The 24419-nt window shown below is 63.5% G+C and carries 22 protein-coding genes; 9 read left to right on the forward strand and 13 right to left on the reverse strand.

Annotation, left to right across the window (positions count from 1 at the left end; all coding sequences use genetic code 11):
- The first annotated feature begins 8 nt into the window (after positions 1 to 8).
- From yidC to yihA, 3 genes are read left to right on the forward strand one after another with little or no spacing between them, the layout of a single operon-like run.
- Positions 9 to 1856 (forward strand): membrane protein insertase YidC, encoded by a 1848-nt coding sequence (yidC, locus tag BMI87_RS03465; protein WP_078519744.1) that lies wholly within the window; start codon positions 9 to 11, stop codon positions 1854 to 1856.
- A complete protein-coding gene (locus BMI87_RS03470) occupies positions 1853 to 2620 on the forward strand; it encodes an MOSC domain-containing protein (RefSeq protein WP_078519745.1) in 768 nt (255 codons plus the stop codon). The genes yidC and BMI87_RS03470 overlap by 4 nt, the downstream gene beginning before the upstream one ends.
- Positions 2620 to 3270: a ribosome biogenesis GTP-binding protein YihA/YsxC gene (gene yihA / locus BMI87_RS03475; RefSeq protein WP_078519746.1), complete on the forward strand. Its 651-nt coding sequence runs from the start codon at positions 2620 to 2622 to the stop codon at positions 3268 to 3270. Before BMI87_RS03470 ends, yihA begins: the two co-directional genes overlap by 1 nt.
- A gap of 21 nt (positions 3271 to 3291) precedes the next feature.
- Here yihA and argF read toward each other — a convergent pair whose 3' ends face one another.
- The 3 genes from argF to BMI87_RS03490 form a co-directional block, all read right to left on the reverse strand.
- Entirely contained in the window at positions 3292 to 4218 is a 927-nt protein-coding gene (argF, locus tag BMI87_RS03480) for an ornithine carbamoyltransferase (RefSeq protein WP_078519747.1), read from the reverse strand.
- Between the two features lie 88 nt (positions 4219 to 4306).
- Entirely contained in the window at positions 4307 to 5485 is a 1179-nt protein-coding gene (locus BMI87_RS03485; RefSeq protein ID WP_078519748.1) for an aspartate aminotransferase family protein, read from the reverse strand.
- Positions 5486 to 5707: 222 nt separating this feature from the next.
- On the reverse strand, positions 5708 to 6454 hold the full coding sequence (locus BMI87_RS03490; RefSeq protein WP_078520030.1) for a ZIP family metal transporter: 747 nt from the start codon (positions 6452 to 6454) through the stop codon (positions 5708 to 5710).
- A gap of 154 nt (positions 6455 to 6608) precedes the next feature.
- Between BMI87_RS03490 and BMI87_RS03495 the strand changes: the two genes are divergently transcribed.
- The gene (locus BMI87_RS03495; RefSeq protein ID WP_078519749.1) at positions 6609 to 7772 is read left to right on the forward strand and encodes an alpha-hydroxy acid oxidase; all 1164 of its coding nucleotides are present in this window, start codon (positions 6609 to 6611) and stop codon (positions 7770 to 7772) included.
- Positions 7773 to 7782: 10 nt separating this feature from the next.
- Here BMI87_RS03495 and BMI87_RS03500 read toward each other — a convergent pair whose 3' ends face one another.
- On the reverse strand, positions 7783 to 8604 hold the full coding sequence (locus BMI87_RS03500; RefSeq protein ID WP_246832636.1) for a helix-turn-helix domain-containing GNAT family N-acetyltransferase: 822 nt from the start codon (positions 8602 to 8604) through the stop codon (positions 7783 to 7785).
- A gap of 236 nt (positions 8605 to 8840) precedes the next feature.
- On the opposite strand from BMI87_RS03500, the gene BMI87_RS03505 reads away from it, so the two are divergent.
- From BMI87_RS03505 to pth, 3 genes are all read left to right on the forward strand, one after another.
- Positions 8841 to 9476: a 50S ribosomal protein L25/general stress protein Ctc gene (locus BMI87_RS03505; RefSeq protein WP_078519750.1), complete on the forward strand. Its 636-nt coding sequence runs from the start codon at positions 8841 to 8843 to the stop codon at positions 9474 to 9476.
- A 189-nt stretch (positions 9477 to 9665) separates the two neighbouring features.
- Positions 9666 to 9956, forward strand: coding sequence for a hypothetical protein (locus tag BMI87_RS03510; RefSeq protein WP_078519751.1), 291 nt, complete (start codon positions 9666 to 9668; stop codon positions 9954 to 9956).
- 87 nt (positions 9957 to 10043) lie between these two features.
- Positions 10044 to 10754, forward strand: a complete 711-nt coding sequence (gene pth / locus BMI87_RS03515; RefSeq protein ID WP_078519752.1) for an aminoacyl-tRNA hydrolase — start codon at positions 10044 to 10046, stop codon at positions 10752 to 10754.
- On the opposite strand, the gene BMI87_RS03520 is transcribed toward pth, so the two are convergent.
- Positions 10755 to 11189, reverse strand: a complete 435-nt coding sequence (locus BMI87_RS03520) for a VOC family protein (protein ID WP_078519753.1) — start codon at positions 11187 to 11189, stop codon at positions 10755 to 10757.
- A gap of 154 nt (positions 11190 to 11343) precedes the next feature.
- Between BMI87_RS03520 and thyX the strand changes: the two genes are divergently transcribed.
- Positions 11344 to 12258 carry an FAD-dependent thymidylate synthase gene (gene thyX, locus BMI87_RS03525; protein ID WP_078519754.1) on the forward strand — a complete coding sequence of 305 codons (915 nt, stop codon included), beginning with the start codon at positions 11344 to 11346 and terminating at the stop codon, positions 12256 to 12258.
- Between the two features lie 100 nt (positions 12259 to 12358).
- Here thyX and BMI87_RS21955 read toward each other — a convergent pair whose 3' ends face one another.
- Positions 12359 to 12904, reverse strand: coding sequence for a hypothetical protein (locus BMI87_RS21955; protein ID WP_146681491.1), 546 nt, complete (start codon positions 12902 to 12904; stop codon positions 12359 to 12361).
- A 306-nt stretch (positions 12905 to 13210) separates the two neighbouring features.
- Here BMI87_RS21955 and BMI87_RS03535 point away from each other — a divergent pair, with 306 nt between their 5' ends.
- Positions 13211 to 13624, forward strand: a complete 414-nt coding sequence (locus BMI87_RS03535) for a DUF1810 domain-containing protein (protein WP_078519756.1) — start codon at positions 13211 to 13213, stop codon at positions 13622 to 13624.
- On the opposite strand, the gene BMI87_RS03540 is transcribed toward BMI87_RS03535, so the two are convergent.
- The 7 genes from BMI87_RS03540 to BMI87_RS03570 form a co-directional block, all read right to left on the reverse strand.
- Positions 13613 to 14524, reverse strand: coding sequence for an ABC transporter permease (locus tag BMI87_RS03540; protein ID WP_078519757.1), 912 nt, complete (start codon positions 14522 to 14524; stop codon positions 13613 to 13615). The two genes, BMI87_RS03535 and BMI87_RS03540, sit on opposite strands and share 12 nt — an antisense overlap.
- 12 nt (positions 14525 to 14536) lie before the next feature.
- Positions 14537 to 15817, reverse strand: a complete 1281-nt coding sequence (locus BMI87_RS03545; RefSeq protein ID WP_078519758.1) for an ABC transporter permease — start codon at positions 15815 to 15817, stop codon at positions 14537 to 14539.
- A 17-nt stretch (positions 15818 to 15834) separates the two neighbouring features.
- Complete coding sequence (locus BMI87_RS03550) at positions 15835 to 16326, reverse strand: YegJ family protein (RefSeq protein ID WP_168175149.1); 492 nt, start codon at positions 16324 to 16326, stop codon at positions 15835 to 15837.
- Between the two features lie 68 nt (positions 16327 to 16394).
- Positions 16395 to 17471: an ABC transporter substrate-binding protein gene (locus BMI87_RS03555; protein WP_078519760.1), complete on the reverse strand. Its 1077-nt coding sequence runs from the start codon at positions 17469 to 17471 to the stop codon at positions 16395 to 16397.
- A 115-nt stretch (positions 17472 to 17586) separates the two neighbouring features.
- Positions 17587 to 18687 carry an ABC transporter ATP-binding protein gene (locus BMI87_RS03560; protein WP_078519761.1) on the reverse strand — a complete coding sequence of 367 codons (1101 nt, stop codon included), beginning with the start codon at positions 18685 to 18687 and terminating at the stop codon, positions 17587 to 17589.
- Between the two features lie 109 nt (positions 18688 to 18796).
- The gene (locus BMI87_RS03565) at positions 18797 to 21529 is read right to left on the reverse strand and encodes a Hint domain-containing protein (RefSeq protein ID WP_078519762.1); all 2733 of its coding nucleotides are present in this window, start codon (positions 21527 to 21529) and stop codon (positions 18797 to 18799) included.
- A 122-nt stretch (positions 21530 to 21651) separates the two neighbouring features.
- Positions 21652 to 24216, reverse strand: coding sequence for a hypothetical protein (locus tag BMI87_RS03570; RefSeq protein ID WP_168175150.1), 2565 nt, complete (start codon positions 24214 to 24216; stop codon positions 21652 to 21654).
- Positions 24217 to 24419 lie beyond the last annotated feature (203 nt).

Here is a 24419-nt window from a genome sequence, read left to right on the forward strand (position 1 = left end):
AGGGCTTCATGGACAACCAAAACAAGAATCTCATTCTCGCGGTGGTGCTTTCCGCGCTCGTGCTGGGCGTCTGGACCTACTTCTTCCCGCCCACGGAAGACACGACAACGGCACCGAGCCAACCGGTCGCAGAGCAGAGCGCTTCGCCCGAAGCCACTGATATCGCACCGAAGACCGCCGCCGACTCCACGGGCGCGCCGGTCGATACGGAGACGATGTCCCAAGCCGCGAGCGCCCAATCCCAGAGCGCCGCGCGCATCGAGATCGACACACCTGCGGTCGAGGGTTCGATCTCGACTCTCGGCGGGCGTTTCGACGACCTCTCGCTCAAGAAATACAAGGAAACGCTGGCCGAGGATTCGCCCGACGTGCGGCTTCTGTCGCCGATCAGCGGCGATACCGGCAATTCGACCCTGCCCTATTACGTCGTCTATGGCTGGCTGCCCGCAGGCGGTCTGCCCGGCGATCAGGTGCCCGGTCCGAACACGGTCTGGACGCAGGTCGGCAACGGCAAACTCACGCCCGACACCCCGGTCACGCTGCAATGGAACAATGGCCATGGCCTGACCTTCCAACGCGAGATCTCGGTCGACGACAAGTATCTCTTCACGATCAAGCAGTCGGTGCAGAACGGCACCGACGCCGCGGTGAAACTTGCTCCCTACGGCATCATCGCGCGTCACGGCATCCCGCAGGAGCGCCGCGTCTACGTGCTCCACGAAGGTCTCGTGGCGATGGATGACGGCAATCTCGAAGAGATCAAATACAAGAACATCACCAAGCTCGACAACAAGGGCGCCGAGGGTCAGGCCGAGATCAAGCAGGTGCAGGACGCCGGCTGGACGGGCTTCACCGACAAATACTGGCAGACCGTTCTGGCGCCGATCTCGGGCCCGTTCACTTCGGTCGTGAAATATTCGGGCGAGAAGTCCGACATCTACCAGACCGAAACCCGCCTGCCGGTGATCGACGTCGCGCCGGGTGCCAAGGGCGACGCGCAGACCCACCTCTTCGCCGGTGCGAAGGAATGGGAAACCCTGCGCGACTATCAGGACAATGTCCCGATCCCGAAATTCGTCGACTCGCTCGACTGGGGCTGGTTCTACTTCCTCACCAAGCCGATGTTCCGCCTGCTGCACTTCCTGCATGGCGCGATCGGCAACATGGGCTGGGCGATCATCGCACTGACCTTCATCATCAAGCTGATCGTCTTCCCGCTGGCACGGAAGTCCTACATCTCGATGGCGCGCATGAAAGAGCTGCAGCCCGAGATGGAGAAGATGAAGGAAGCCGCTGGCGACGACCGCCAGAAGATGCAGCAGGGCATGATGGAGCTGTATAAGAAGCACAAGGTGAACCCCGCCGCGGGCTGTCTGCCGCTTCTGATCCAGATCCCGATCTTCTTCTCGCTCTATAAGGTGATCTACGTCACGATCGAGCTGTATCACGCGCCGTGGATCGGCTGGATTCATGACCTTTCGGCACCCGATCCGACCTCGATCCTGAACCTGTTCGGCCTGCTGCCCTTCGCAGCGCCCGATCCGGGCTCGCCGCTCTTCATCCTGTCGCTCGGCATCCTGCCGATCCTGCTGGGTGTGTCGATGTGGTTCCAGCAGCGTCTGAACCCGGCGCCGACGGACAAGACTCAGGCGATGATCTTCGCCTGGATGCCGTGGGTCTTCATGTTCATGCTGGGCAGCTTCGCCTCGGGCCTCGTGCTCTACTGGATCACGAACAACACGATCACGTTCCTCCAGCAGTACACGATCATGTCGATGCACGGGAAACGCCCGGATCTGTTCGGCAATATCAAAGAGAGCTTCCAGCGGAAGAAACCCGCCGAAGAGAAGAAATGAGCGCAACGCTCTCTCGCATCTACCGACATCCGATCAAGTCGATCGGGGTAGAGGAACTGAAGGACGCGTCCCTTGAAGAGGGGCGCGTCTTGCCTTGCGACCGGGAGTGGGCGGTGCTGCACGAGCGCTCCAAGGTAGGTGTCGGCGCGGATGGACGTGCCGATAGCTGGGGGCAGAAGATCAACTTCGTGATCGGGCGCTCCGCGCCGGGGCTGATGGGTGTCACCTCGCGGATGCTCGATAACGGGCACATCTTGCTGGAGCATCCCGAGCAGTGGCATCTCGAGATCGACCCCGAGCGCGAAGCCGACCAGCGCAAGCTATTCGAATGGCTGCGCACCTTCTGGCCGGACAGTGCGCCGCGCCCGACCGCGCTGGTGCGCGGCCCCGACCGGGCCTTCACCGACGACCCCCTGCCCTATGTTTCGCTGATCGGGCAGGCTTCGCTCGATGATCTCTCGGCACGGGTGGGCAAACCGATCGACCGCCGCCGCTTCCGCGCCAATCTCTGGGTCGAGGGCTGGGAGCCCTTCGCGGAGATGGACCTGATCGGCAAGACGGTGCGCGTTGGCGAGGCGGAACTGCAACTGCGCGCCTGTATCGGGCGTTGCCGCGCGACGGACGCCAATCTTGAGACGGGCGAACGCGATATCGACATGCTGGCAGAGCTGGAACGCCACTACGGGCATACCGACCTTGGCGTCTTCTGTCTCGTCACCAAACAGGGCCGCATCGCGCGCGGCGACAAGATCGAGGTACTCTGATGGAGTTGAATTTCCCGCTGGCCGAGGCCCCCGACGATTTTTCGCGTGAGCGCGGACGCAAGCTCTTCGCCGCTCCCGTCGATTTCCTCAAGGGCGTCGTCGCAATGAAGGGGCTGCCGCCTGCCGACCGGATCGAGGTCTGCTTCGCTGGCCGCTCCAATGTCGGCAAGTCGAGCCTGATCAACGCGCTGACGAACCGCCGCAACCTTGCGCGGGCGTCGAACACGCCGGGCCGGACGCAGGAGATCAACTACTTTACCACGCAGGACGGTCCCTATCTGGTCGACCTTCCGGGCTATGGGTTCGCGCAGGCCCCCGTCGCGGTGGTCGCGAAATGGCAGGCGCTGCTCAAGGATTACCTGGCGGGTCGCGCCACGCTGCGCCGCGCCTTCGTGCTGATCGACACACGTCACGGCGTGAAAGCGGTGGACGAGGAAATCCTGACGCTGCTCGACCGCGCTGCCGTCCCCTTCCAGGTCGTGATGACGAAGGCCGACAAGGTCAGCGCAAAGGATTGCGATAAGGTGCTGGATCAGGTGCGCAAGGCGCTGACGAAGCACCCGGCCGCCTTCCCCGAAATCGTGCTGACCTCGTCCGAGAAGGGCGACGGGATCGAGACGCTGCGCGCGATCATCGCCGGGCTGGAGTAACCCCCTGCCCGGCTGCTGTCGTTACTTGCCGAGGCAGTAGCGCATCACCGCCTTTTGCGCGTGCAGACGGTTTTCCGCCTCATCGAAGATCACCGAGGCCGGGCCGTCCATGACGCCGCTTGTCGCTTCGTCATTGCGATGCGCGGGCAGGCAATGCATGAAAAGCGCGTCGGGCTTGGCGTGGCTCATCAGCTCCTCGTTGACCTGATAGGGCCGCAGCTGGTTGTGGCGACGCTCCTTCGCGGATTCCGGATCGTGCATCGACACCCAGGTATCGGTGACGATGAGATCGGCGCCCTCGACCGCCTTGACCGGATCCCGCTCGATGGTGATCGGGTGGCCCGCCTTCTCGGCCACGTCCAGCCAAGCGCGCTCGGGATCGAGCGTTTCCGGACCCGTGAAGGTCAGATCGAAGCCGAACTGCGCGGCGGCGTGGGCGAAGCTCGCGAAGACGTTGTTGCCGTCGCCCGACCAGACCACCTTCTTGCCCGCGATCGGCCCGCGCTGCTCTTCATAGGTCATCACATCGGCCATGATCTGGCACGGGTGGGTGCGGTCGGTGAGACCGTTGATCACCGGCACCGAAGCATATTCGGCCATCTCGAGCAGGGTCTCCTCCTCGAAGGTCCGGATCATGATCAGATCGACATAGCGCGACAGAACGCGGGCGGTATCGGCGATGGTCTCGCCATGGCCCAGCTGCATATCCGCGCCCGAGAGCACCATCGACTGGCCGCCCATCTGACGCACGCCGACATCGAAGCTGACGCGCGTCCGGGTCGAGGGCTTCTCGAAGATCAGAGCGACCATGTGACCGGCGAGCGGCTGCTCGTCATCGGGCGCGCCTTTCGGGCGACCGTTGCGGGCCTGCTTCATCGCGATGCCTTGGTCGATCATGGACCGCAGTGCTGCGGGGTCGGTTTTGTGGATATCGAGGAAATGGTTCATCGGTTTGTCTTTCGTGGAGGGGCCTGAGGGGCTGTCCGCCCCGCTGCGCTCCCGCGCAGCCCCCGAGGATATTTACGCCAAGAGGAAGTCAGGCGGCCTTTTCGAGTTGCGACGCGGCGGCATCGAGCCGGGTCACGGCCTCGGCCAGATCGGCCTCGGAAATGTTCAGCGCGGGCAGAAGGCGCAGCACATTGTCGGCAGCGGGCACGGTCAGCAGGTGCTGATCATAGGCGGCGGCGACCAAGTCGGTCGGAGCGCGCTTGCATTTGAGCCCGAGCATCAGACCGGTGCCGCGAACGCTCTCAAACGTGTCGGGATGCGCCGCGATCAGCCCTTCGAGTTTCTGACGCAGGAAGCCAGCGCGCGCGTTCACCTGATCGAGGAAGGCGGGCTCGGAGACGATCTCCATCACTTTGGCGCCGACAGCGCAGCCCAGCGGGTTTCCGCCATAGGTCGAGCCATGCGTGCCCGCGACCATGCCGGAGGCGGCGTCTTCGGTAGCCAACACAGCACCCAGCGGGAAGCCCCCTCCGATGCCCTTCGCGACCATCATGATGTCGGGCGTGATGCCTGCCCATTCATGCGCGAAGAGCCGTCCCGAGCGGCCCACGCCGCATTGCACCTCGTCGAAGATCAGGAGCGCGCCGGTCTCGTCGCAGAGATCGCGCAGCCCTTTCAGGCATTGATCGGGCACCGGGCGAATACCGCCCTCGCCCTGGATCGGCTCGATCAGGATGGCGGCGGTCTTGTCGGTGACGGCGGCCTTGAGCGCCTCGTGATCGCCCCAGGGAAGCTGGGTGAAACCGGGCAGCAGCGGACCGAAGCCCTTCACCATCTTTTCCGAATTCGGCGTGGCCGAGATCGCCCCGGTGGAGCGGCCGTGGAAGGCGCCATCGAAGGTGATGATCTCGGTTCGATCTTCGCCCTTCGAGGACCAGTATTTCCGCGCCATCTTGATCGCGAGTTCCGCAGCCTCGGTGCCGGAATTGGTGAAGAAGACCGTATCGGCGAAAGTCTTCTCGACCAGCGCGTCGGCCAGCGCCTGCTGCTGCGGGATCTGGTAGAGGTTCGAGACATGCCACAGCTTGCTCGCCTGCTCGGTCAGCGCCTCGACCAGCTCGGGTGCGGCATGACCCAGCGCATTCACCGCGATCCCCGCGCCCATGTCGAGATATCGGGTCCCGTCCGCCGTCTCCAGCCAAGAGCCCTCGCCCTTCACGAAGGCGAGCGGTGCGCGATTATAGGTCGGCAAAACGGAGGGGATCATCGGGTCAAACTCCAGTAAGAGAAGGCAAATTCGTGCAACAGTCCCGGGGGGCTGTCAACATTCAGGGGCCTAAGGTCAGCGATTTGGGATTGGGTGTGGCGGCATGCCACGGCAGATCGGACGTCAGGCGCTTCAGCGGCGACGTCGGGGACGGGTGATATATGCGGTCCGTGCGATCATGCGTTTGCGCTTACGCCGGGGCAGCGCGGAAGTAAAGAGGGTTTAGCCGAGCGTCACGTCGAGGAACATCATCAGGATCAACCCGAAAAGCAGCCCCGCGGTCGCGCGGTTCTGGTGCCCGTTGCGGTGGGTCTCGGGCAGGATCTCGTGGCTGATGATGTAGAGCATCGCGCCCGCCGCGAAGGTCAGCCCCCATGGCAGCAACGCGCCGGAGACCGACACGGCAGCTGCGCCGACCAGCGCGCCCACGGGTTCTACCGCGCCGGTCATCGCGGTGACGAAGAAGGCCTTGCGGCGGGTGTAGCCCTGCCCGATCAGCGCGACGGCCACGGCGAGCCCCTCGGGGATGTCCTGCAGCGAGATGCCGGTCATCACCGAGAAGCCGTTCTCGTTGCCCGCGCCGAAGGCCACGCCGATCGACAGGCCTTCGGGGAAGTTGTGGATCGTGATCGCGATCACGAAAAGCCAGATCCGCGCCAGTTGCGCCGCGTCTGCCCCTTCGCGCCCGGAGGTGAAGTGCTCGTGCGGCAGGGTTGCGTTCAGCCAGGCAACGAAGCCCGCGCCGATGGCAATGCCGATCGCGGCGATGGCGGCGGCGACCCAGACCGAGCCGAACATGGTCTCGGCCACGTCGATACCGGGCAGGATCAGCGAGAAATACGAGGCCGAGAGCATCACGCCCGCTGCGAAGCCCAGCATCGTATCGGCGGTGCGCTGGCTCATGGAGCGCCCGAGCAGCGCCGGGATCGCCCCGGCAGCCGTTGCGACGCCCGCCACCATGCCGCCCATCAGGCCGAGCCAAATCTCGTTCACGCCGCTCTCCTTTTCGTGTTCGCCCGGCGAGATGGGAACGGATCGCGCATGATTGCAAGCGTTGCGATGGGTGATTGCGCAAATTTCGAGGGATTGGTAAGGAAACTTAACCACGGAGAGAGGAACACCCATGCCCGTCATCACCTCCATCGCCGATCTGAAACGTCTGCATAAACGCCGCACGCCGAAGATGTTCTACGATTACGCGGAAAGCGGTTCGTACACCGAGCAGACCTTCCGCGAGAACACCGAGGACTTCGCGCAGATCCGCCTCAACCAGCGGATCGCGCGGGACATGACGGGACGCACGACGAAATCGACGATGCTGGGTCAGGAGGTCGCGATGCCGGTGGCGCTGGCGCCGGTCGGGCTGACGGGGATGCAGCGCGCCGATGGCGAGATCAAGGCGGCGAAGGCGGCGGAGAAATTCGGCGTGCCTTATACGCTGTCCACGATGTCGATCTGCTCGATCGAGGACGTGGCCGAGAATGTCAGCCAGCCCTTCTGGTTCCAGATCTATACGCTGACCGATGACGACTATAACAAGCGGGTGCTGGAGCGGGCACGGGCGGCGGGCTGCTCGGCGTTGGTGATCACGGTCGATCTGCAGCTGCTGGGCCAGCGCCACAAGGACCTGAAGAACGGCCTCACCGCGCCGCCGAAATTCACCCCTGCCGTGCTGGCGGATCTCGCGACGAAATGGCGCTGGGGCATCGAGATGCTGCAGACCAAGCGGCGTTTCTTCGGCAATATCGTGGGCCATGTGGACAGCGCCGCTGACCCAGCCTCGCTGTCGTCATGGACTGCGGAGAAGTTTGACCAGTCGCTGAACTGGGACCGGATCAAGCAGCTCATGGATATGTGGGGCGGCAAGGTGATCCTGAAGGGGATCCTCAGCGAGGAAGACGCCGAGATGGCCGCCGCGACCGGGGCCGATGCGATCGTGGTCTCGAACCATGGCGGGCGTCAGCTGGACGGGGCGCTCAGCTCGATCCGGATGCTACCGAAGATCGTCAACGCAGTCGGCGACAAGACCGAAGTCTGGCTCGATAGCGGTATCCGCTCGGGTCAGGACGTACTCAAGGCGCTGGCGCTTGGCGCGAAGGGCGTGATGATCGGGCGCGCCTATGTCTACGGCCTGGGCGCGATGGGCGAGCCGGGCGTGACCAAGGCGCTGGAGGTCATCCAGAAGGAGCTCGACACGTCGATGGCACTGTGTGGCGAGCGCCGGATCGAGGATCTGGGCCGGGACGATCTGCTGATCCCCAACGGCTTCTTCGACACCTATTCCTGAGGGCGGGCTCCTAAGGGTTTAGGCGCTTCTCAAAGAACCGGTCGGGATAGGGATCGTCGTTGAAGCGGTCGATCTCCTCCCAGCCGAAGCGGTGATACATGGCGACCGCTTCGGGCAGTGCGGAATTGGTATCGAGCCGCAGATGCAGCTGGCCCAAGTCGCGCGCCGCCGCCTCGATCGCCTCCATCAACTGCCGCGCCAGCCCGAGGCCGCGCGCGGCAGGCGCGATCCAGACGCGCTTCACTTCGGCATAGTCAGCACCGCCCTTCAGCGCCGCACAGCCCACCGGCACCCCGTCGGACAACGCGAGCAGGAAGGTGCCGCGGGGCGGGCGCATATCGTCGGCCTCGGGGTCTTTCGACAGGTTCACATCGAAGCCACCTTCGAACCGGGCGGAAAGTTCCGCGTAATACTGCGCAAGGCAATCCCGCGCCCGCGGGTCGAGCGGATCGCAGGGCACGATCTCGATCTCGGCGCGGGTCAGCGCGGTCGCGATCAGGTCCATCGCCGCCAAGAGCGCGCTCCGGTCGGGATGGCGCGAGAGGATATCCGCCGCCTGCGCATCGGAGAGCCGTTCATATTCCGCGAATTCCGCCTGCCCCGCCTCGGTCAGGCGCGCGATGCGGCGCCGCCCGTCTTCGGGATCGTCCTCCACGACGATCAGCCCCTCAGCTTCCAGACCGCGCAGCAGACGGCTCATCAGCCCGGAATCGAGCGCCAGCGCCTGCCGCAGCTTCGCCACATCGCCCTGCCCACGCCCGATCGCATTGAGCACCCGCGCAGAGCCCAAAGGCCGCCCGCGATCGAGAAAGGAGGAGTTCAGCGCGCCCACCTGCCGGGTGACGGCCCGGTTGAACCGGCGTATATGTGCGAGTGCGTCTATGGGAATACCTGACTTGCGTCCGAGATTATTTCTGACATTAGTCAGATATCCTTCTATAGCAACCCGTATTCCGCCGCATCGTCGCTTTCCCCTTGCCATCTCGGCCAATCCCGAGTATCCGCGCGGCTTCATGGGCCCGACACCCTTGGAGGCGGCCCATCACTTTGACAAATTGGAGACCAGTTATGGCAAAAGAGATCGAAACGATCGAAGCCGTGGCGCGTACGGGGACGGGCAAGGGGGCCGCTCGGCAAGCGCGTCGTGAGGGCCTCGTGCCCGGTATCGTCTACGGCGACGGCAAGGACCCGGTTGCAATCAACCTCGACTACAACCGCCTGATCACCCGCCTGCGTAAAGGCCGCTTCACGTCCACCCTCTTCAACCTGAAGATGGACGGCCAGGAAGATGTCCGCGTGATCTGCCGCGGCGTTCAGAAAGACGTCGTCAAGGACCTGCCGACCCACGTCGACTTCATGCGCACCCACCGCAACTCGCGCATCTCGCTCTTCGTGCATGTCGAGTTCATCAACCACGAGAAGGCGCCCGGCCTGAAGCGCGGCGGCACCCTCGTCGCAGTGCGTCCGGAAGTCGAACTCAACGTTCTCGCCGGTGATATCCCCGAGCAGATCGTGGTCGACCTCGAAGGCAAGCAGATCGGCGACACCATCCACATCTCCGACGTGGACCTGCCGAAAGGCGCCAAGCCGACCATCGAGCGTGACTTCGTGATCGCGAACGTCGCGCCCCCGAAAGGCTTCGGTGGCGGTTCCTCCGACGAGGACGAAGGCGAAGAAGCCAGCGAAGAAGCGACCGAAGAGTAATTCTTCTTCCGATGAGATTTTCGAGACGGGGCCTTTCGGGGCCCCGTTTTTCTTTGCGCAGAGCCTTGCATCCGGGATGCGCGGCAAACCGCATGCGGCGCATGCTCACATTTATGTGAACAAGAATTTCCTCGCCTTTTTCTCAAAACGCGATAGCCTCTAAGTTAATACAACCTTAAGGCTAGTCACATGCTGGAGCTTATCGCACTCGTTCTTGCAGCATTCGTGGTGCTACCGCCTAGAATGCTCAGCGCAATTGGCCGCGCCGTTTATGCCGTGCTGCGTCCGGTCCTGCGCCCGTTCTGCCATTTCGCGTCGCGGCGACTCCCGCGCAACGGGTATGAAGAAATTGCGAAATGCAATATCGACGAGACCAGCGAGCGCCTCTTCGATGAGTTCGCCCTGCCCGACGCGCAAGAGCGCCCGATCGTCGTAGGCGAGTCGGGACGCCCGACTTATGTCGAATACCGCGCGGCTTAAGCGCGACGACCCCCTTTCCCCTGCGCGCCCGCTCACATATCCCTCGGTGAGCAGAGCCTCGACACCGGCGTTCGAAAGGGGAGACGCATGCAGCTTTGGGTGGGCCTGGGAAATCCGGGCGCGAAATACGCGAACAACCGTCACAATATCGGCTTCATGGCGCTCGACCGGATCGCCGAGGATCACGGCTTCGCCCCGTGGCGCGGCAAGTTTCAGGGTCAGGTGAGTGAGGGCCGCTTTGGCTCGACCCGCGTTGTGCTGCTGAAACCCGAGACCTTCATGAACCTGTCCGGCCAATCGGTGCGCGCGGCCGCCGATTTCTACAAGGTCGATGTCTCCGACATCACCGTCTTCCATGACGAGCTGGACCTAGCCCCCGGCAAGTGCCGCCTCAAGCAGGGTGGCGGTCATGCGGGGCATAACGGGCTGCGTTCTATCCATCAGCATATGAGCCCCGACTACGCGCGGGTGCGGCTCGGGATCGGCCATCCGGGCCACAAGGACCGCGTGGCGGGCTATGTGCTCAACGATTTCCCGAAGGCGGAGCAGGAGATGCTCGACGACCTGCTGCGCGGGATCTCGGACGGGGCGCCTGCGCTGGCGGCGGGCGACGGGTCGAAATTCCTCAACGCGGTGAGCCTGCGGGTCGCGCCGCCGCGCTCGTCGACCGGAACCAAAGCGCCCGCGAAAGCCGACACCCCTGCCCCGCAAGACGCCCCGCAGCCCGCACCGCAAAAGAAAGAGGCCACGGAAACCCGCAGCCCCTTCGACAAGCTTAAGGATCACTTCCGTAAGTGATCACCAGCTGCCGGTGTTCTCCATGCTCGACCACGGCTCCTGGATCGGCAGCGGCTCGCCCATCTGCAGCAGTTCGATCGAGATATTGTCGGGCGATCGCACGAAGGCCATGTGACCGTCGCGCGGCGGGCGGTTGATCGTCACGCCATTGTCCATCAGGTGCTGGCACATCTCGTAGATGTTCTCGACGCGGTAAGCGAGGTGGCCGAAATGACGGCTGTCCGAGGGCAGCCCGCTGTCGCCGTCCCAGTTCCAGGTCAGCTCCACATCCGCCGTGCCGTCGTCCTGCTCGGGCGGGCACATGAAGACCAGCGTGAAACGGCCCTTGTCGTTTTCGATGCGGCGGCGTTCCTTCAGGCCCAGAAGCTCGTAGAAGGCTTTCGATTTCTCGAGGTCGAGCACGCGGACCATCGTGTGCAGATATTCGATTTTCATGAACAGGCTTCCTTGGAACTGATTGCGGTTATCCGGAGGATAGCCCTTGAGGCAGCCGCGGCAAGCACCCCGGCTTATCCACAGGATATGGCGGTTCCTAGAGCCGCCCATCGCATATATAGTGGAGGTCGATTCGAGACATCCGGAGGACATCATGGCGCTCACCCCCGAACAACAAGCCGAGATCGACGCACAGCGCGCCGAGACGCAAATGACCGCACGGGCGGTCTCGCCGGGGATGGAGAAGCGCCTCTATACCGCCCATGAAGTGCTCGATCACGGGGTGGTCCGGGTCATCGACTATATGGGCGACGACAATGCGATCGTGCAGGCGGCGCGCGTCTCCTATGGCCGGGGCACCAAGACGGTGAACAGCGACGCGGGCCTGATCCGCTACCTGATGCGGCACTGGCACTCGACCCCGTTCGAGATGTGCGAGGTCAAATTCCACGTCAAACTTCCGGTCTTCGTGGCGCGCCAGTGGATCCGCCACCGCACCGCGAACGTCAACGAATACTCCGCGCGCTACTCGATCCTCGACCGCGAATTCTACATCCCCGAGGCCAGCCAGCTCGCCGCGCAATCGAGCCAGAACCATCAGGGCCGCGGTCAGGTGCTCGAAGGCGCCGAGGCCGCTCGCGTGCTCGACATCCTGCGCGACGACGCGATGCGCGCCTATGACCATTACGAGGACATGCTGACGCCCGACGAGGATGCGGGCAAACAAGGCCTCGCGCGGGAACTGGCGCGGATGAACCTGCCCACCAATATCTACACGCAATGGTATTGGAAGGTGGACCTGCACAACCTCTTCCACTTCCTGCGCCTGCGCGCCGACAGCCACGCGCAATACGAGATCCGCGTCTATGCCGAGACCATGTGCGACATCGTCAAGGACTGGGTCCCCGCGGCCTATTCGGCCTTCGAGGATTACCGTCTGGGCGGGGTGAACCTGTCGGGCAAGGCGGTGGAACTGCTCAAGCGCCGTCTGGCGGGCGAGGAGATCACGCAGGAGACCTCCGGCATGAGCAAAGGGGAGTGGCGGGAGTTTACGGAGATTTGGGGGTGAGGCACGGCCCCGGATCTTGATCCGGGGCGAAAACGCTCCAGTGGAGCGTTTTCAGTGCCGAACGCCCGAGCGCAAGCGAGGGCGTGCAAATAGAGGTGCTTCAGGGGTAATCCTGCTTCAGGCTATCGGACACCTGCCCCTTAAACATGAAATCACTACAGTAATTGCTCGGCCAGTCCTCAATGGTGGCCGGATCAGGATTATGGAACAATCTGCTTCCGTTAAGATCGGTTTCTACGGGAAAATCTGACATTTCGAGGATCTGATCATCCACACGGAAGGTTCCGGTCATGAACGTGACTTTGTGGCCGCCCACAAAATCGAATATCTCCATTTCAGCGGATTTTCCTCCAAAGTTGATGTACCCTTGAATAAGGATTCCTGACCAGGGCAAGCCTAGATTGCACGATTGATCCCACCAAATGGTACCATTCACCCAATTTCCCTCCACTACCAAGTCAACGGCAGCTTTGTTCTCTTCGGTCAGACCGTAGTCCGCCATATCAACTACGCCTTCGGGGAATGAATCGAATATACCAGACCAACGCGGAGTTTGATAAAAGACTTCGTAATAGTATGACTTGGCTTTCGGCCAGTTCTCCTTAAAATTTGCGATTTTTTCCGGAATACCGAGTACTTGAGTCATTAACCCCAAGACAAATCCAAAAAAACCATACAGAAACTTTAACCCAAGAAAAGTCCTCTTGATTCTATCAGGAGGCTTGCTCGGAGTAACTCGTCGACGCTTTTTTACGTTCCGCAGGTTTATCGACAACACATCACCAGATTATCTTTCGTCTTTCTACCATACTGCGAGAACATTCCAACTCAACACCCGCCCGGCCCTAGGCCGGGCCGCGCCCGACCCGCCCCCAGGGCAGGCGCGATTGCGCCCACCCTCGGGTCGGACGCGGCCCTCCTCGCGATGGCCAGAGCGTGTTAGGCTCATCCCATGAACCAACGCTTCCACGCCCCCCAAGACCGCGACTATCCCACCGCCCTCGCGGAACTCCGCCAAGGTCGCAAGACCAGCCATTGGATCTGGTGGATCTTTCCGCAACTGGCCTCGCTCGGGCGTTCGCCTCGGGCGGTGGAATACGGGATCGCGAATCTGGCCGAGGCGCGGGCCTATCTCGCCGATCCGGTGTTGCGGGCGCGGTTGGTGGAGGCCTCCGAGGCGGTGCTCGCCCATGCGCGCACGCCCATCGAGGAGATCATGGGGCCGGTCGATGCGCTGAAGCTGCGCTCCTGCGCGACGCTGTTCGAAGCCGCCTCAAAGAAAAAGGAGCCGGTGTTCACCCGGCTCCTTGAGACGTTTTACGAGGGCGAGCGCTGCCCGCTGACGCTGGACGCTTTAGCCCGGTGACATCCCGCGCAGGCGCTCGGAGCGGCGGCGCAGCAGTTCGACCGTGGTCAGCAGCGCGATCGACACGAAGACGAGGATCGTCGCCACCGCAAGGATCGCGGGGCTGATCTGCTCGCGGATACCGTTCCACATCTGACGCGGGATCGTCTGCTGGTCGTAGCCTGCCACGAAGAGCACCACGACGACTTCGTCGAAGGAGGTGACGAAGGCAAACAGCGCGCCCGAGACCACGCCCGGCAGGATCAGCGGCATCACGATCTTGAAGAAGGTCGTGCGCGGATCCGCCCCGAGGTTCTGCGCCGCGCGGGTCAGCGAGTGATCGAAGCCCACCAGCGTCGCGGTCACGGTGATGATCACGAAGGGAATGCCCAAGGTCGCGTGGGCCATGATGATGCCCGGATAGGAATGCGCGAGCCCGGTCTTCGAGTAGAAGAAGAACAGCCCCGTCGCGGTGATGATGATCGGCACGATCATCGGCGAGATCAGCACCGCCATGATGGCGCGGCGGAACGGCATCTCGGGGCGCGACAGGCCGAGGGCTGCCAGCGTGCCCAGCACCGTCGCGAGGATCGTCGAGAAGAAACCGATGATCACCGAGTTCTTCGCCACGTCGATCCAGGTCGAATGCTGCCAGGCATCCATCCACCACGACCAGCCACGCTCCACCTGCGGCTCCTGCATCCCGAAGGTCAGCAGCAGATCATACCAGCGCATCGAATAGCCGGAGGGGTCGAAGGCGAGCATCTTCTCGGTGAAGGTGAAGTAAGGCTCCGCGTTGAAGGACAGCGGAATGATCACCACGATCGGCGCGATCAGGAAGAAGAAGATCAGGCCACAGATCACGAGATAGGCGTAGTGCCAGGTTCTCTCGAGCGGGCTTGCATATGCGGGAACGGCCATCTGTGTTTCTCCTCAGCCCAGCTTCATGTTGTCGATGCCCACCAGCCGGTCATAGAGCCAGTAGAGGATGATGACGCCGCCCAGCAGCATCGAGGCGAGTGCAGCCGCAAGCGACCAGTTGAGCGATTTCTGCATGTGGAAGGCGATCATGTTCGAGATCAGCTGACCGTCTGCACCACCGACAAGGGCGGGGGTGATGTAGTAGCCGACCGAGAGAATGAACACCAAGAGCGCCCCTGCCCCGATCCCCGGCAGCGTCTGCGGCAGGTAGATGCGGCGGAAGGCGGTCCACGAGGTGGCGCCAAGGCTGCGGGCCGCGCGGACATAGCTCGGCGGGATGGTCCGCATCACCGAATAGAGCGGCAGCACCATGAAAGGCAGCAGGATATGTGTCATCGCGACGATCGTGCCGGTCTGGTTATACATCATCTCCAGCCGGTTATCGTTGCCGATCAGACCCGACCAGACGAGCAGGTCGTTGATCACGCCCTGCTGCTGCAACAGCACCATCCATGAGGTCGTCCGCACCAGCAGCGAGGTCCAGAAGGGCAGCAGCACGAAGATCATCAGAAGGTTCGACTTCGCCAGTGGCAGCGAGGCCAGCAGATGCGCGATCGGGAAGGCGAGGAACATGCAGAGCACGGTGATCACCAGCGACAGGATCGCGGTGCGGATGAACAGCTTGCCGTAGATCGCGCGTTGCGGATCGACGGGCACGATATTGTTGTCCTTGTCGCGGGTGTGGTCGGTTGCGGCGAGGTAGAAATCCACCGTGTAGGGGCTCGACGCGGAGCGCATCGCACGCCACAGGTTCGGGTCGCTCCACCCCTCGTTCACGCCGAGGATCGACTCTTTCCACGGCGGCTCGAGACGTTCGATCTTGCGCGCGGTGGAGGTGAACAGCGAGCGCGTGCCCGCCACGTCATAATTGATCCGGGTCCCCGCCTCGCCCTGCGTGCGGTTTTCCTTCATCTGCTTGAGGTCCGAGGCGAGCGCGGTATAGGCGCTCTCGTCGATCGGCGACCCCAGAGGGTGTTCGTTGAACCATTGCCCCAGCGCCGGCGCGTTCTTCGAGAACCCGTCATTATAGACCGACTGCAGCAGCATCTGCCCGATCGGAACGACGAAGGTAATCAGAACGAAGAGGAACAGCGGCGCGACCAGAAGGAAGGCGCGGCGTTTTGCGCGGAGTTGAGATTTCGCTAGGGCGGCCTTCAGCGGCAGCCCGTCGGCGGTCTTCAACTGTGTTGGTTCGGGGCCGTTCAGGCTCGCATCCATCGTTGCGTCGCTCATCGTGTCTCCTTGGCCCCTCAGGGCAGCGGGGCGAGCTGCGCGCGCAAATTCGCGGCTTGCTCGGCGGGAATATCGGGCAGCATCACCCGCGTCGTATAGTTGCCGTGAAGCTTGCCATCGCGGCTAAAGCTCCAGTCGGAAATCTGGTTCGGCGCGAAGGTAATCTCGTCTCCCGCATGCGCTTTGAAATGCACGGGCTCGTTCATCAACGTGCCGGTGATTTTCTGCGCGGAGATCGAAATCGGCGCGATCCAGATATGTTCGAGGCCATTGGCGGGCGTCTCGATCCCCGCCTTGAGCATGAATTGCGAGCCGGACCGGGCACGCACCGCAGGAATGAAGACGCTTTCATAGGTCGCGCGGGCTTGGCCGATCGCCGTGTTCATCTTCGTATCGCCGGTCTCGTAGCCGACGACCGCATCGTCTTGCGCCTGAGCGTGCAAGGCAGCGGGTAACGACAGGCAAAGACCGATGCACAAACAGGCCAGTGACGACCGGAAAGCTGACATCCGCGGGGCTCCTGACATCGAACAGGTCGAGCCGCGCGACATGGAAATGCCGCGCGGCCCTTGTGGCTTTAGCCAGCGAGCCAAGCGTTGAAGCGCTCGCTCAGTTCGGTGTCGTGGTCAGCCCAGAACTCCGAGTCGTTGACCAGGGCGTTGGTCATGTTGTTTTCCGCGGTGGGCATATGCGGGCCCATCTCGGTTTTGCCGTCCTGATACATACCGACCATCGGAGCCGACGACTTACGTGCCGGACCGTAGGAGATCCACTTCGCCTGATTGGCGAGCTGCTGGGTCTCGGTCGCGAACTTCAGATATTTCTTCGCGGCTTCCATATGGGGCGCGCCCTTCGGGATCACGAAGAAGTCGAAGTCCATCAGCTGGCCGTCCCAGACGATCTTGAAGGGCTGACCCTCGGCGACTTCAGCGTTGAAGATACGACCGTTATAGGCGGTCGACATCACGACTTCGCCGTCGGCGAGAAGCTGCGGCGGCTGCGCACCGGCATCCCACCAGACGACGTCGCCCTTGATCTTGTCGAGTTCGGCGAAAGCCTTGTCGACGCCCTCGGGGGTGCCGAGTTCCTTATAGACGTCCGCAGCCGGAACGCCTGCGCCCATCAGCGCGAATTCCAGCGTGCCTTTGGCCGACTTGCGCAGACCGCGCTTGCCGGGGTACTTCGCGGTGTCGAAGAAGTCGGCGATCGAGGTCGGCTCACCGTCAACTTTGTCCGAGTTGTAGGACATCACGGTCGACCACACGATGTTCGCCACACCGCAATCGGTGAAGGAGCCATCGATGAAGTCTTCGCTCGCCGGGGTGCCGTCGGGCGACGCGGCCAGATCGGTGTCGGGGTCGATCGGCTCGAGCAGACCTTCGTCGCACAGGCGGATCGCGTCGGACTTTTCAACATCGGCCACGTCGACCGACACGTTGTTCGCTTCGACCTGTGCCTTGATCGGGGTCGCCGGGTTATCGGCGGCTTCCATGTTCACGTCGATGCCGGTCGCTTCCGCGAAGGGCTTGTTATAGGCTTCGACCTGGCTTTTTTCGTAAGCGCCGCCCCAGGAAAGGACAGTGACTTCCTCGGCCTGCGCCGCACCAGCCACGAGGCCGACGAGCGCGGTGCTCAGGATCATTGCTTTTTTCATCTTGGTCTTACTCCCAGTTGGTTGAGCTTTTGTGGTTTCGCGACGTTTTCGCCGCTTGGCCGCTTTTTGCGGCAGTTCGGAGCGTGCGGAGCTTGGGCCGCACGTTCCGCATTCTTTAGAGATCGAGCGCGCGCGCGTCTTGCGGGTGCCAGCCGATCTTGACCGTCTGGCCTTCCGTCAGCCGCACCTGATCGAGCGTATTGCGCGATTTCATGACGAATTCCGGCGACCCGGCAACCTTCATACGGGTGCGCAGGATGTCCCCCATATAGATCACTTCGAGCACGTCGGCGTTGATCGTATGAGCGCCCGAAGGCATCATCTCGGGCTTGAATTCGACCCGCTCGGGACGGATGGAGACCAGCGTCTCCTGCCCCGCCTCGCGGATGTTCACCGCCGTCGCGTCGATGATCTCGCCGGTTTCCAGACGCACCGTGCAGGTGTCGCCATTCAGCGTCTCGACCCGGCCCGGAAGCTTGTTGTTCTCGCCGATGAACTGCGCGACGAAGCTGTTCTGCGGACGTTCGTACAGTTCGTCCGGCGGTGCGAGTTGCTGGATGCGCCCGTCGTTGAACACCGCCACGCGGTCAGACATGGTCAGCGCCTCGCCCTGATCGTGGGTCACATAGACCACGGTGATCCCGAGGCTTTCATGCAGGTGCTTGATCTCGAACTGCATATGTTCGCGAAGCTGTTTGTCGAGCGCGCCGAGCGGTTCGTCCATCAGGACCAGCTCGGGGTCGAAGACCAGCGCGCGGGCCAGTGCGATCCGCTGTTGCTGACCGCCCGAAAGCTGCGCCGGACGGCGATGGATGAAACTCCCCATCTGCACCATATCCAGTGCGCGCTTGACCTTGGTTTCGCGTTCATCCTTGCCCATGCCCCGCACTTCGAGCGGGAAGGCGAGGTTCTCGCCCACGGTCATATGTGGAAAGAGTGCATAGTTCTGGAACACCATCCCGATGCCGCGCTTGTGCGGAGGCACCATGTTGATGTTCTGGCCGTCGAGGCGGATCTCGCCGTTGGTGGCGGTTTCGAAACCTGCAAGCATCATCAGGCAGGTGGTTTTCCCTGAACCGGACGGTCCGAGCATCGTCAGAAACTCGCCCTTGCCGATCGAGAGATTGAGATCCTTCACGACGAGCGTTTCGCCGTCATAGCTCTTCTGCACGCGGTCGAATACGACGAATCCATCGTCGCTAGCTGCGTTGTTCAAAGCGGGCTCCCCGTTGTTTTTTGTCGTTGGTCAATTCCCGTGCATGTGACTAAAGCAAGGGCATTTGCGTTTTTCAACCCGGAAATCAAAAACCCACGTCACCGACGCATCACAGCACGGTTTCGCCTGAAAAATTGCCGTTTTGCGTCGCTTGTCGCGCAAGGAGCGACCACGACTTGCATTTGGAACGATCTAGCTTCCGCCACGTAAGAGGTGGACGAACTCGTGGACCGTAGACCGCTTCCGGCGCCGCGCCGAGGAAATGGACCTGCGCCAAGGCGGGGTGGGCGCGCAGCAGATCGGTCAGATCTGAGGGGGTCAGCGCGCGCAGCGCCTGCGGTCCGGGCCAGAAACTTTCGACCCAGGCGCCCTCGGCATTGACCAACGCGTGACGCGGCAGCAGCAGGTGGTGATAGGTCACCTCCCGGCAGCCCCGCATCACCCGCGCCCCGCCCCATCCCGTTGCCGCTAAGTGGCGCGCGCGCGCGAGCGCGCCCTGCCCCTCCGGCACCCAGATGCAATGTTGCCCGGAGAGAACCAGCGCCGCGCGATTGCCGAAGGCGCCGGGCCGCAGTCGCACCGGGCAAAGCCGCGGATCGGCGGCCAGCGCCGCCGCGCCAAACCGGCGACGCGCATGCCACAGCACCGGCTGCGGCGCATCATCCAGCGTCGTGACCAGATCGCCCGGTTTCAGGGTTTCGACCCGGCGCGACCCGCGCGGCGTCGCAAGCCGCGTGCCTTCGGTGAAACAGGGGATGCCCATCGCGTAGAGCTGCGGCGCCCCCGCCACCTGCGCGGGCGCGATACCGGTCAGCGTCAGGCTCTCACCATTGGGAAAGCTGAGAACCGCATTGCCCGCGCCATCGTCGCTGACCGCGACATCCCAGGCATTGACCGGATTGCCGGTGCCATCGGTCAGGTCAGAGACATCGAGTTGATCGAGCATGAAGCCCGTCCCGTCATCCGTCAGATCGAAATCGGTGACGATGTCCTGCCCGTCGCCATCGCTGAAGCTGAGCGTATCGGCCCCAAACCCGGTGGTGATCGTATCGGCCCCTGCACCGGCATCTATGACGTCATCGCCAGCGCCCGCATCGAGCGTATCGCCCAGCGCCGAGCCAGTCAGCGTATCAGCCCCGTCGCCTGCTGCGATCGAGACGGCATTCCCCGCGGCGGAGGCATCGAATGCCTCTGCGTCGGCGGAGCCCCGAACCTCCTCGACCTCCCAGAAATAGGTGACGGTAATGCCGCCGTCATAACTGATGGCACCGGTTTCCCAACCCGTCCAGAGGACGACGGCCTCACCCGGACCAAGCTCGATCACGTCCCAATCGGTGCCGCCTTCGCCGCCTAAGATCGTCTCGGCCTCGTCACCGGCATAAAGCAGGAAAGTGTCGGCATCGTCGCCGCCATGCAGCTCGTCAGCCCCTGCGCCGCCGGTGAGCGTATCGCTGCCACCCACGCCCTGTAGTGTATCGTCGCCCGTCCCGCCCGAGATCAGGTCGTCGCCGCCCAGCGCCCAGATCGTGTCGTTGCCGTCACCCCCCGAAAGCGTGTCCGCGCCCGATCCGCCGTTGATCGTGTCGGCGCCGCCGCCACCGTCTATCGAGACGCCGCTGGCGTCATTGGTAGCGTCGATCACGTCGCCCTGCTGCGACCCGACGACCCCTTCGATCTCGCTGAAACTCGCCGTGTTGCCACCGGCACTGGCCGTGCCGCTCTCCGATCCGGAGAAGGTGACCGCCACGCCGCTCGCCGTGTAATAGGTGAAGTTGAGCAGGTCGAATTCGTTGCCCGTGGTAACAGTCTCGCCGCCGAAAAGCGTATCGCTACCCCAGCCGTCGCTCAGGTAGAACGTGTCGGCATCGGCATCGCCGTAGAGGAGGTCGCTCCCGGCCTCGCCCGCGAGGTGATCGGCCCCGTCCCCGCCCGAGATCGTGTCGCCCCCCGTCCCGCCGAGGATGGTATCCGAGCCCGCCTCGCCCAGAATCGAGTCGTTGCCGTCCTCGCCATAGAGATAGTCGTTCCCCGAGCCACCAAGGATCGTGTCATCCCCGGCCTCGCCATGGAGCACGTCGTCATCGGCCCCGCCAAGGACGGAATCCGCACCGCCCCCGGCCCAGATCGTATCGCTCCCGGCCCCGCCATCAAGCGTGTCATCATAGTCGTAGGAGATGCCCGGGACGTCATCGATCAGATCATTGCCATCGCCACCATAGACCAGATCGCCCTCGGCCAGCGTGCTGCCGCCGGCGCCGTAGTTAATCGTGTCGTCGCCCGCGCCACCGTCGATCGTGTCGGCGCCAGCGCCCCCATCGATCAGGTCGTTCGACGCGCCCCCTTGAAGCGTGTCATCCAGACTGCCGCCCTGGATCGCGTTGGCGTCGTCGGGGTCGTAGGTTGCGTTGAAGAGCTCGGTATAGGCCGGACCGGTAGAGACGTCGCTGACGGATGTGACCTCATAGGTGACGCCGGGCTGCAGCGGTTGGTCGGCGACCTCGCCGACGATCGTTCCGCCGATCTCGAGGATATAGATTGTGATCGTCGTGCCGTCCGGAGCGAGCAGCGTGAACTCATTCTCGATATAGACCTGACCGGACGCAATCGGCGCGCCATATGCATCGGTCACCGAGACGGATTGCGTGAGGTCGTTGCCGATCTCGTCGAGAAGTGTGTCGCCGGAGAGAGTCGAGCCGTCGTCGGTGAAGGTGAAGATACGTCCGCTCGTATCGACGTCCCAGCTCGGGTCGATCATGAGACGGCTGCCGGTGACGACGGTCGAGCCGCCGCCCTCGATCAGGAAATCCGATCGGAAATAGCCATGAAAGACGTAACTCGCCATCGCCCGACCGCCCGATCAGCCCCACACACGGTTTCACCCGGAGCGATCATCGCGCGCGTCTCCCAAGGCAGGGTTAACGCGCGCGAGAGAGTTCTTGCGATTTGAGATAAATCGGCCGGAGTTCAGCCCGGCTTGACCGTATTGTCGGGTTGCCACGGCGCGAGCCCGGACGCGTCCAGGGGCAGCGCCAGCGCCGCGCCATTCGATGCCCCCGCCGGATCGAGCGGCGGAAACTGCGCCATCCGCGTCGCGACCCGGTTCGCGCAGAGGCGTCCGCCACGGTCGTTGAGATGGATCAGCAGATCGCCCCCCGCCTCGACCGCGAGATACCAGCCGCGCGTCGCTAGGTTGATGCCGCTCTCGCCCCACAGATCGATCTGCGGAATGCCCCAACGATCGGCGACACGCGCATGCACCGCGTTGCGCTCGAAATGCCCTTGCGGCCAGTCGAGCGTCCCGTCGAAAGTCCAGAAGGCCTGCGGCTCGCGCACGATGAACAACCGATGATCGGGCACCCCGTCGAAGCCGCTCGCCGCAAGATAATTGGCGATCATCGTGTGCCAGAGACCTTCATAGGTCACGATATACCCAGTGCTCAGCGGCGCCGACAGGAAGGCCGCCGCACCATCCGCGGCGTTGCGCGCCTCGAACTCGTCCTGCTCTGTTTCGGTCATGATCCGGTCGCAGCTATAGGCGATGCCGGGCTGCGCAACGTGATAGACCGCGCGCGCCTCGGCGCTGCCGGTATTGCGATGCTCGTAGAGGATATCGAAGCCGGGCTGCGTACCGGGGGCCCTGAAATAGGCCCCGGCTTGCGTCGCTGCGAGCCCCTCTGCGGGGCCTGCGAAATGCCCGACGGAGAGCGCCGCCGCCTTCGCCGCCAGCCCCGCGATCTGCGCCCCATCGAGCGCGAGGGTCTGATACCCGGCATTGGCCAGATCCATCACACCGTCATTCGCGCCGAGCCAGAAGATCGTCGCCGCACTCCGGTCGCGGATTTCCGCGCTCAGACCCAGCGTCGTCGCGTTTCCTGCGGTCGCATCGCTGAAATTGATCAGGTCGTTCGCGAGCCCCGCCATGTAGTCGCGCGAGAACATACCTGCCACACCCTCGCCCGGCTTGGGCTGCAAAGTACCGCCCGAAATCCCGCGCACCGAGTGCCCCTCGAGCGACAGCATCTCGCGCAGATGCGGTTGCCACATGACCTGCGAGACCAGCGAATGGCCCAAAGTGATGACCCGCTTGCCCACCCAAGGGGAGCGTAGCGCCTCTGCCATGTCCGCAAGATCGGCACGAGCCGCCTGCCCGGCCTGCTGGGCGTAGCCCGTCTGGACCGCACGCACCGCGTCGAAGCTGACCGCCTGCGCGATCTCGGGCAGCGGATGATAGGGGGCACCAAGCCGCGCCAGCGCCTCGGCCACCTCCGTTTCGCTGAGGTCGAATGCGGGCTCGCCGGCCACGCCCAGATCGACCAGCATGAAGCAGCGCAGCGTGAGTTTGAGCGACAGGGTCAGGAGGTTCTGATCGCTCCCGTCGCGCGGGCTCGCGAATTCGATATAGGGATTGCCGCGCGTCGCGCTCGCCTCGGCGATGAAGCACCGCGCAACGCGGTGGCGGATCGGCGCACCGCTCTCGCCCACCTGCACGCGCAGCGCGTCCATCGCCGATCCCGGCGTCGATTGCAGCACGAAGGGACGCCAGCCGAGCGTGTCGATACCGCTTGCGGTGACATCGCCCTCCACGTCGAAATCGGCGTAAAGCGCGTAGCGATGCCCCGCGACCAGATCAACGCCCGCGCCGGGGACGTCCTTATAGATCAGCATCGCGCCGAAGCTTTGCCCCGACAGGCTGCGCGCGACCTCTGCGCCTTCGGGGGCCCAGCTTACAGTATCCGCCCCCGAGATGGCCCATCCTGCAGCACCGTCGCGAAAGTCGTTGCCGCTGAAGACCGAGCGCAAACCGGTAAACTTCCGCGCCGCCAGCGCTTCAGAAGACGGGTAGCTCGCGACCTCCTCGGCGATGCCTCCAGCCGCGTGACGGTAGAGCGTCGCGAAACGCGCGCCCTCGCCCGCCACACTGAAATGCGTGCCTTCCGCGGTGGCCCCGAGCCCGTCGGCAACGCTCGCATAAATTCCTCCACTCAGCATCGCGGCATCACGCGCCAGTTCCGCCGCCGCCCGGCTCTCCGCAGCGGACGCGCTGGCCCCCGCCGCCACCGTCGCCTCTGTGCCCGCCGCTTGTGCCCCGGCCTGCGCCTCCTCCGCCCAGGCCTGCGCGCTTTGCGTGCCCGGCCCCCCCGGGGCCGCGCCCTCCGCCCAAGCCTGCGCCAGCGCGACATAGACCGCGCTCGCCTCCGAGGGCGGCGTATCTGCGGGCGCTTGCTCTGGGGCAGTCGCGATACAATTGGCGAAACTCTCACTTGGCGCATTGGGCACCCAAGCCAGAAACTCCCAATGCAATTCCCACGCGTCACCGAAACAGGTGCCGTGATAGTCGCCCGCAGGCAGATCGATCGCGAGCGCGCCTTCCGCGTCGGTCTGGGCAGAGACGATCCGCGGCACGCGCACCGTGACGCCGCCTTGCTCGACGGTCGAGACGATTCCGCCCAGCCGCTCGAAGCTGACGGTGCAATTGGCGCTAATCGTCCCGTCTGGGGATGTGACGATTCCGGTGATGTGGCAGGTCATGCGATCCTCGCTCAGGGTAAGCCGCTGTCGAGGGATAGGATCAGCAAGAGGCCCTACCGAGCCTTGAACCGAGCGCACGGCGCCCGCCCGAGGCCATCAGGACCTTGAAAACAAATGGAAACCGCCAAAGCTGGAGATGTGAAAAAATGCGCGCGCATCTACGGCGCGACGTAATATTTCGATCTAGGGAATACCCGCCTCGG

Source organism: Thioclava sp. F28-4, assembly GCF_002020045.1.
In the GTDB taxonomy this organism is placed as follows: domain Bacteria; phylum Pseudomonadota; class Alphaproteobacteria; order Rhodobacterales; family Rhodobacteraceae; genus Thioclava; species Thioclava sediminum.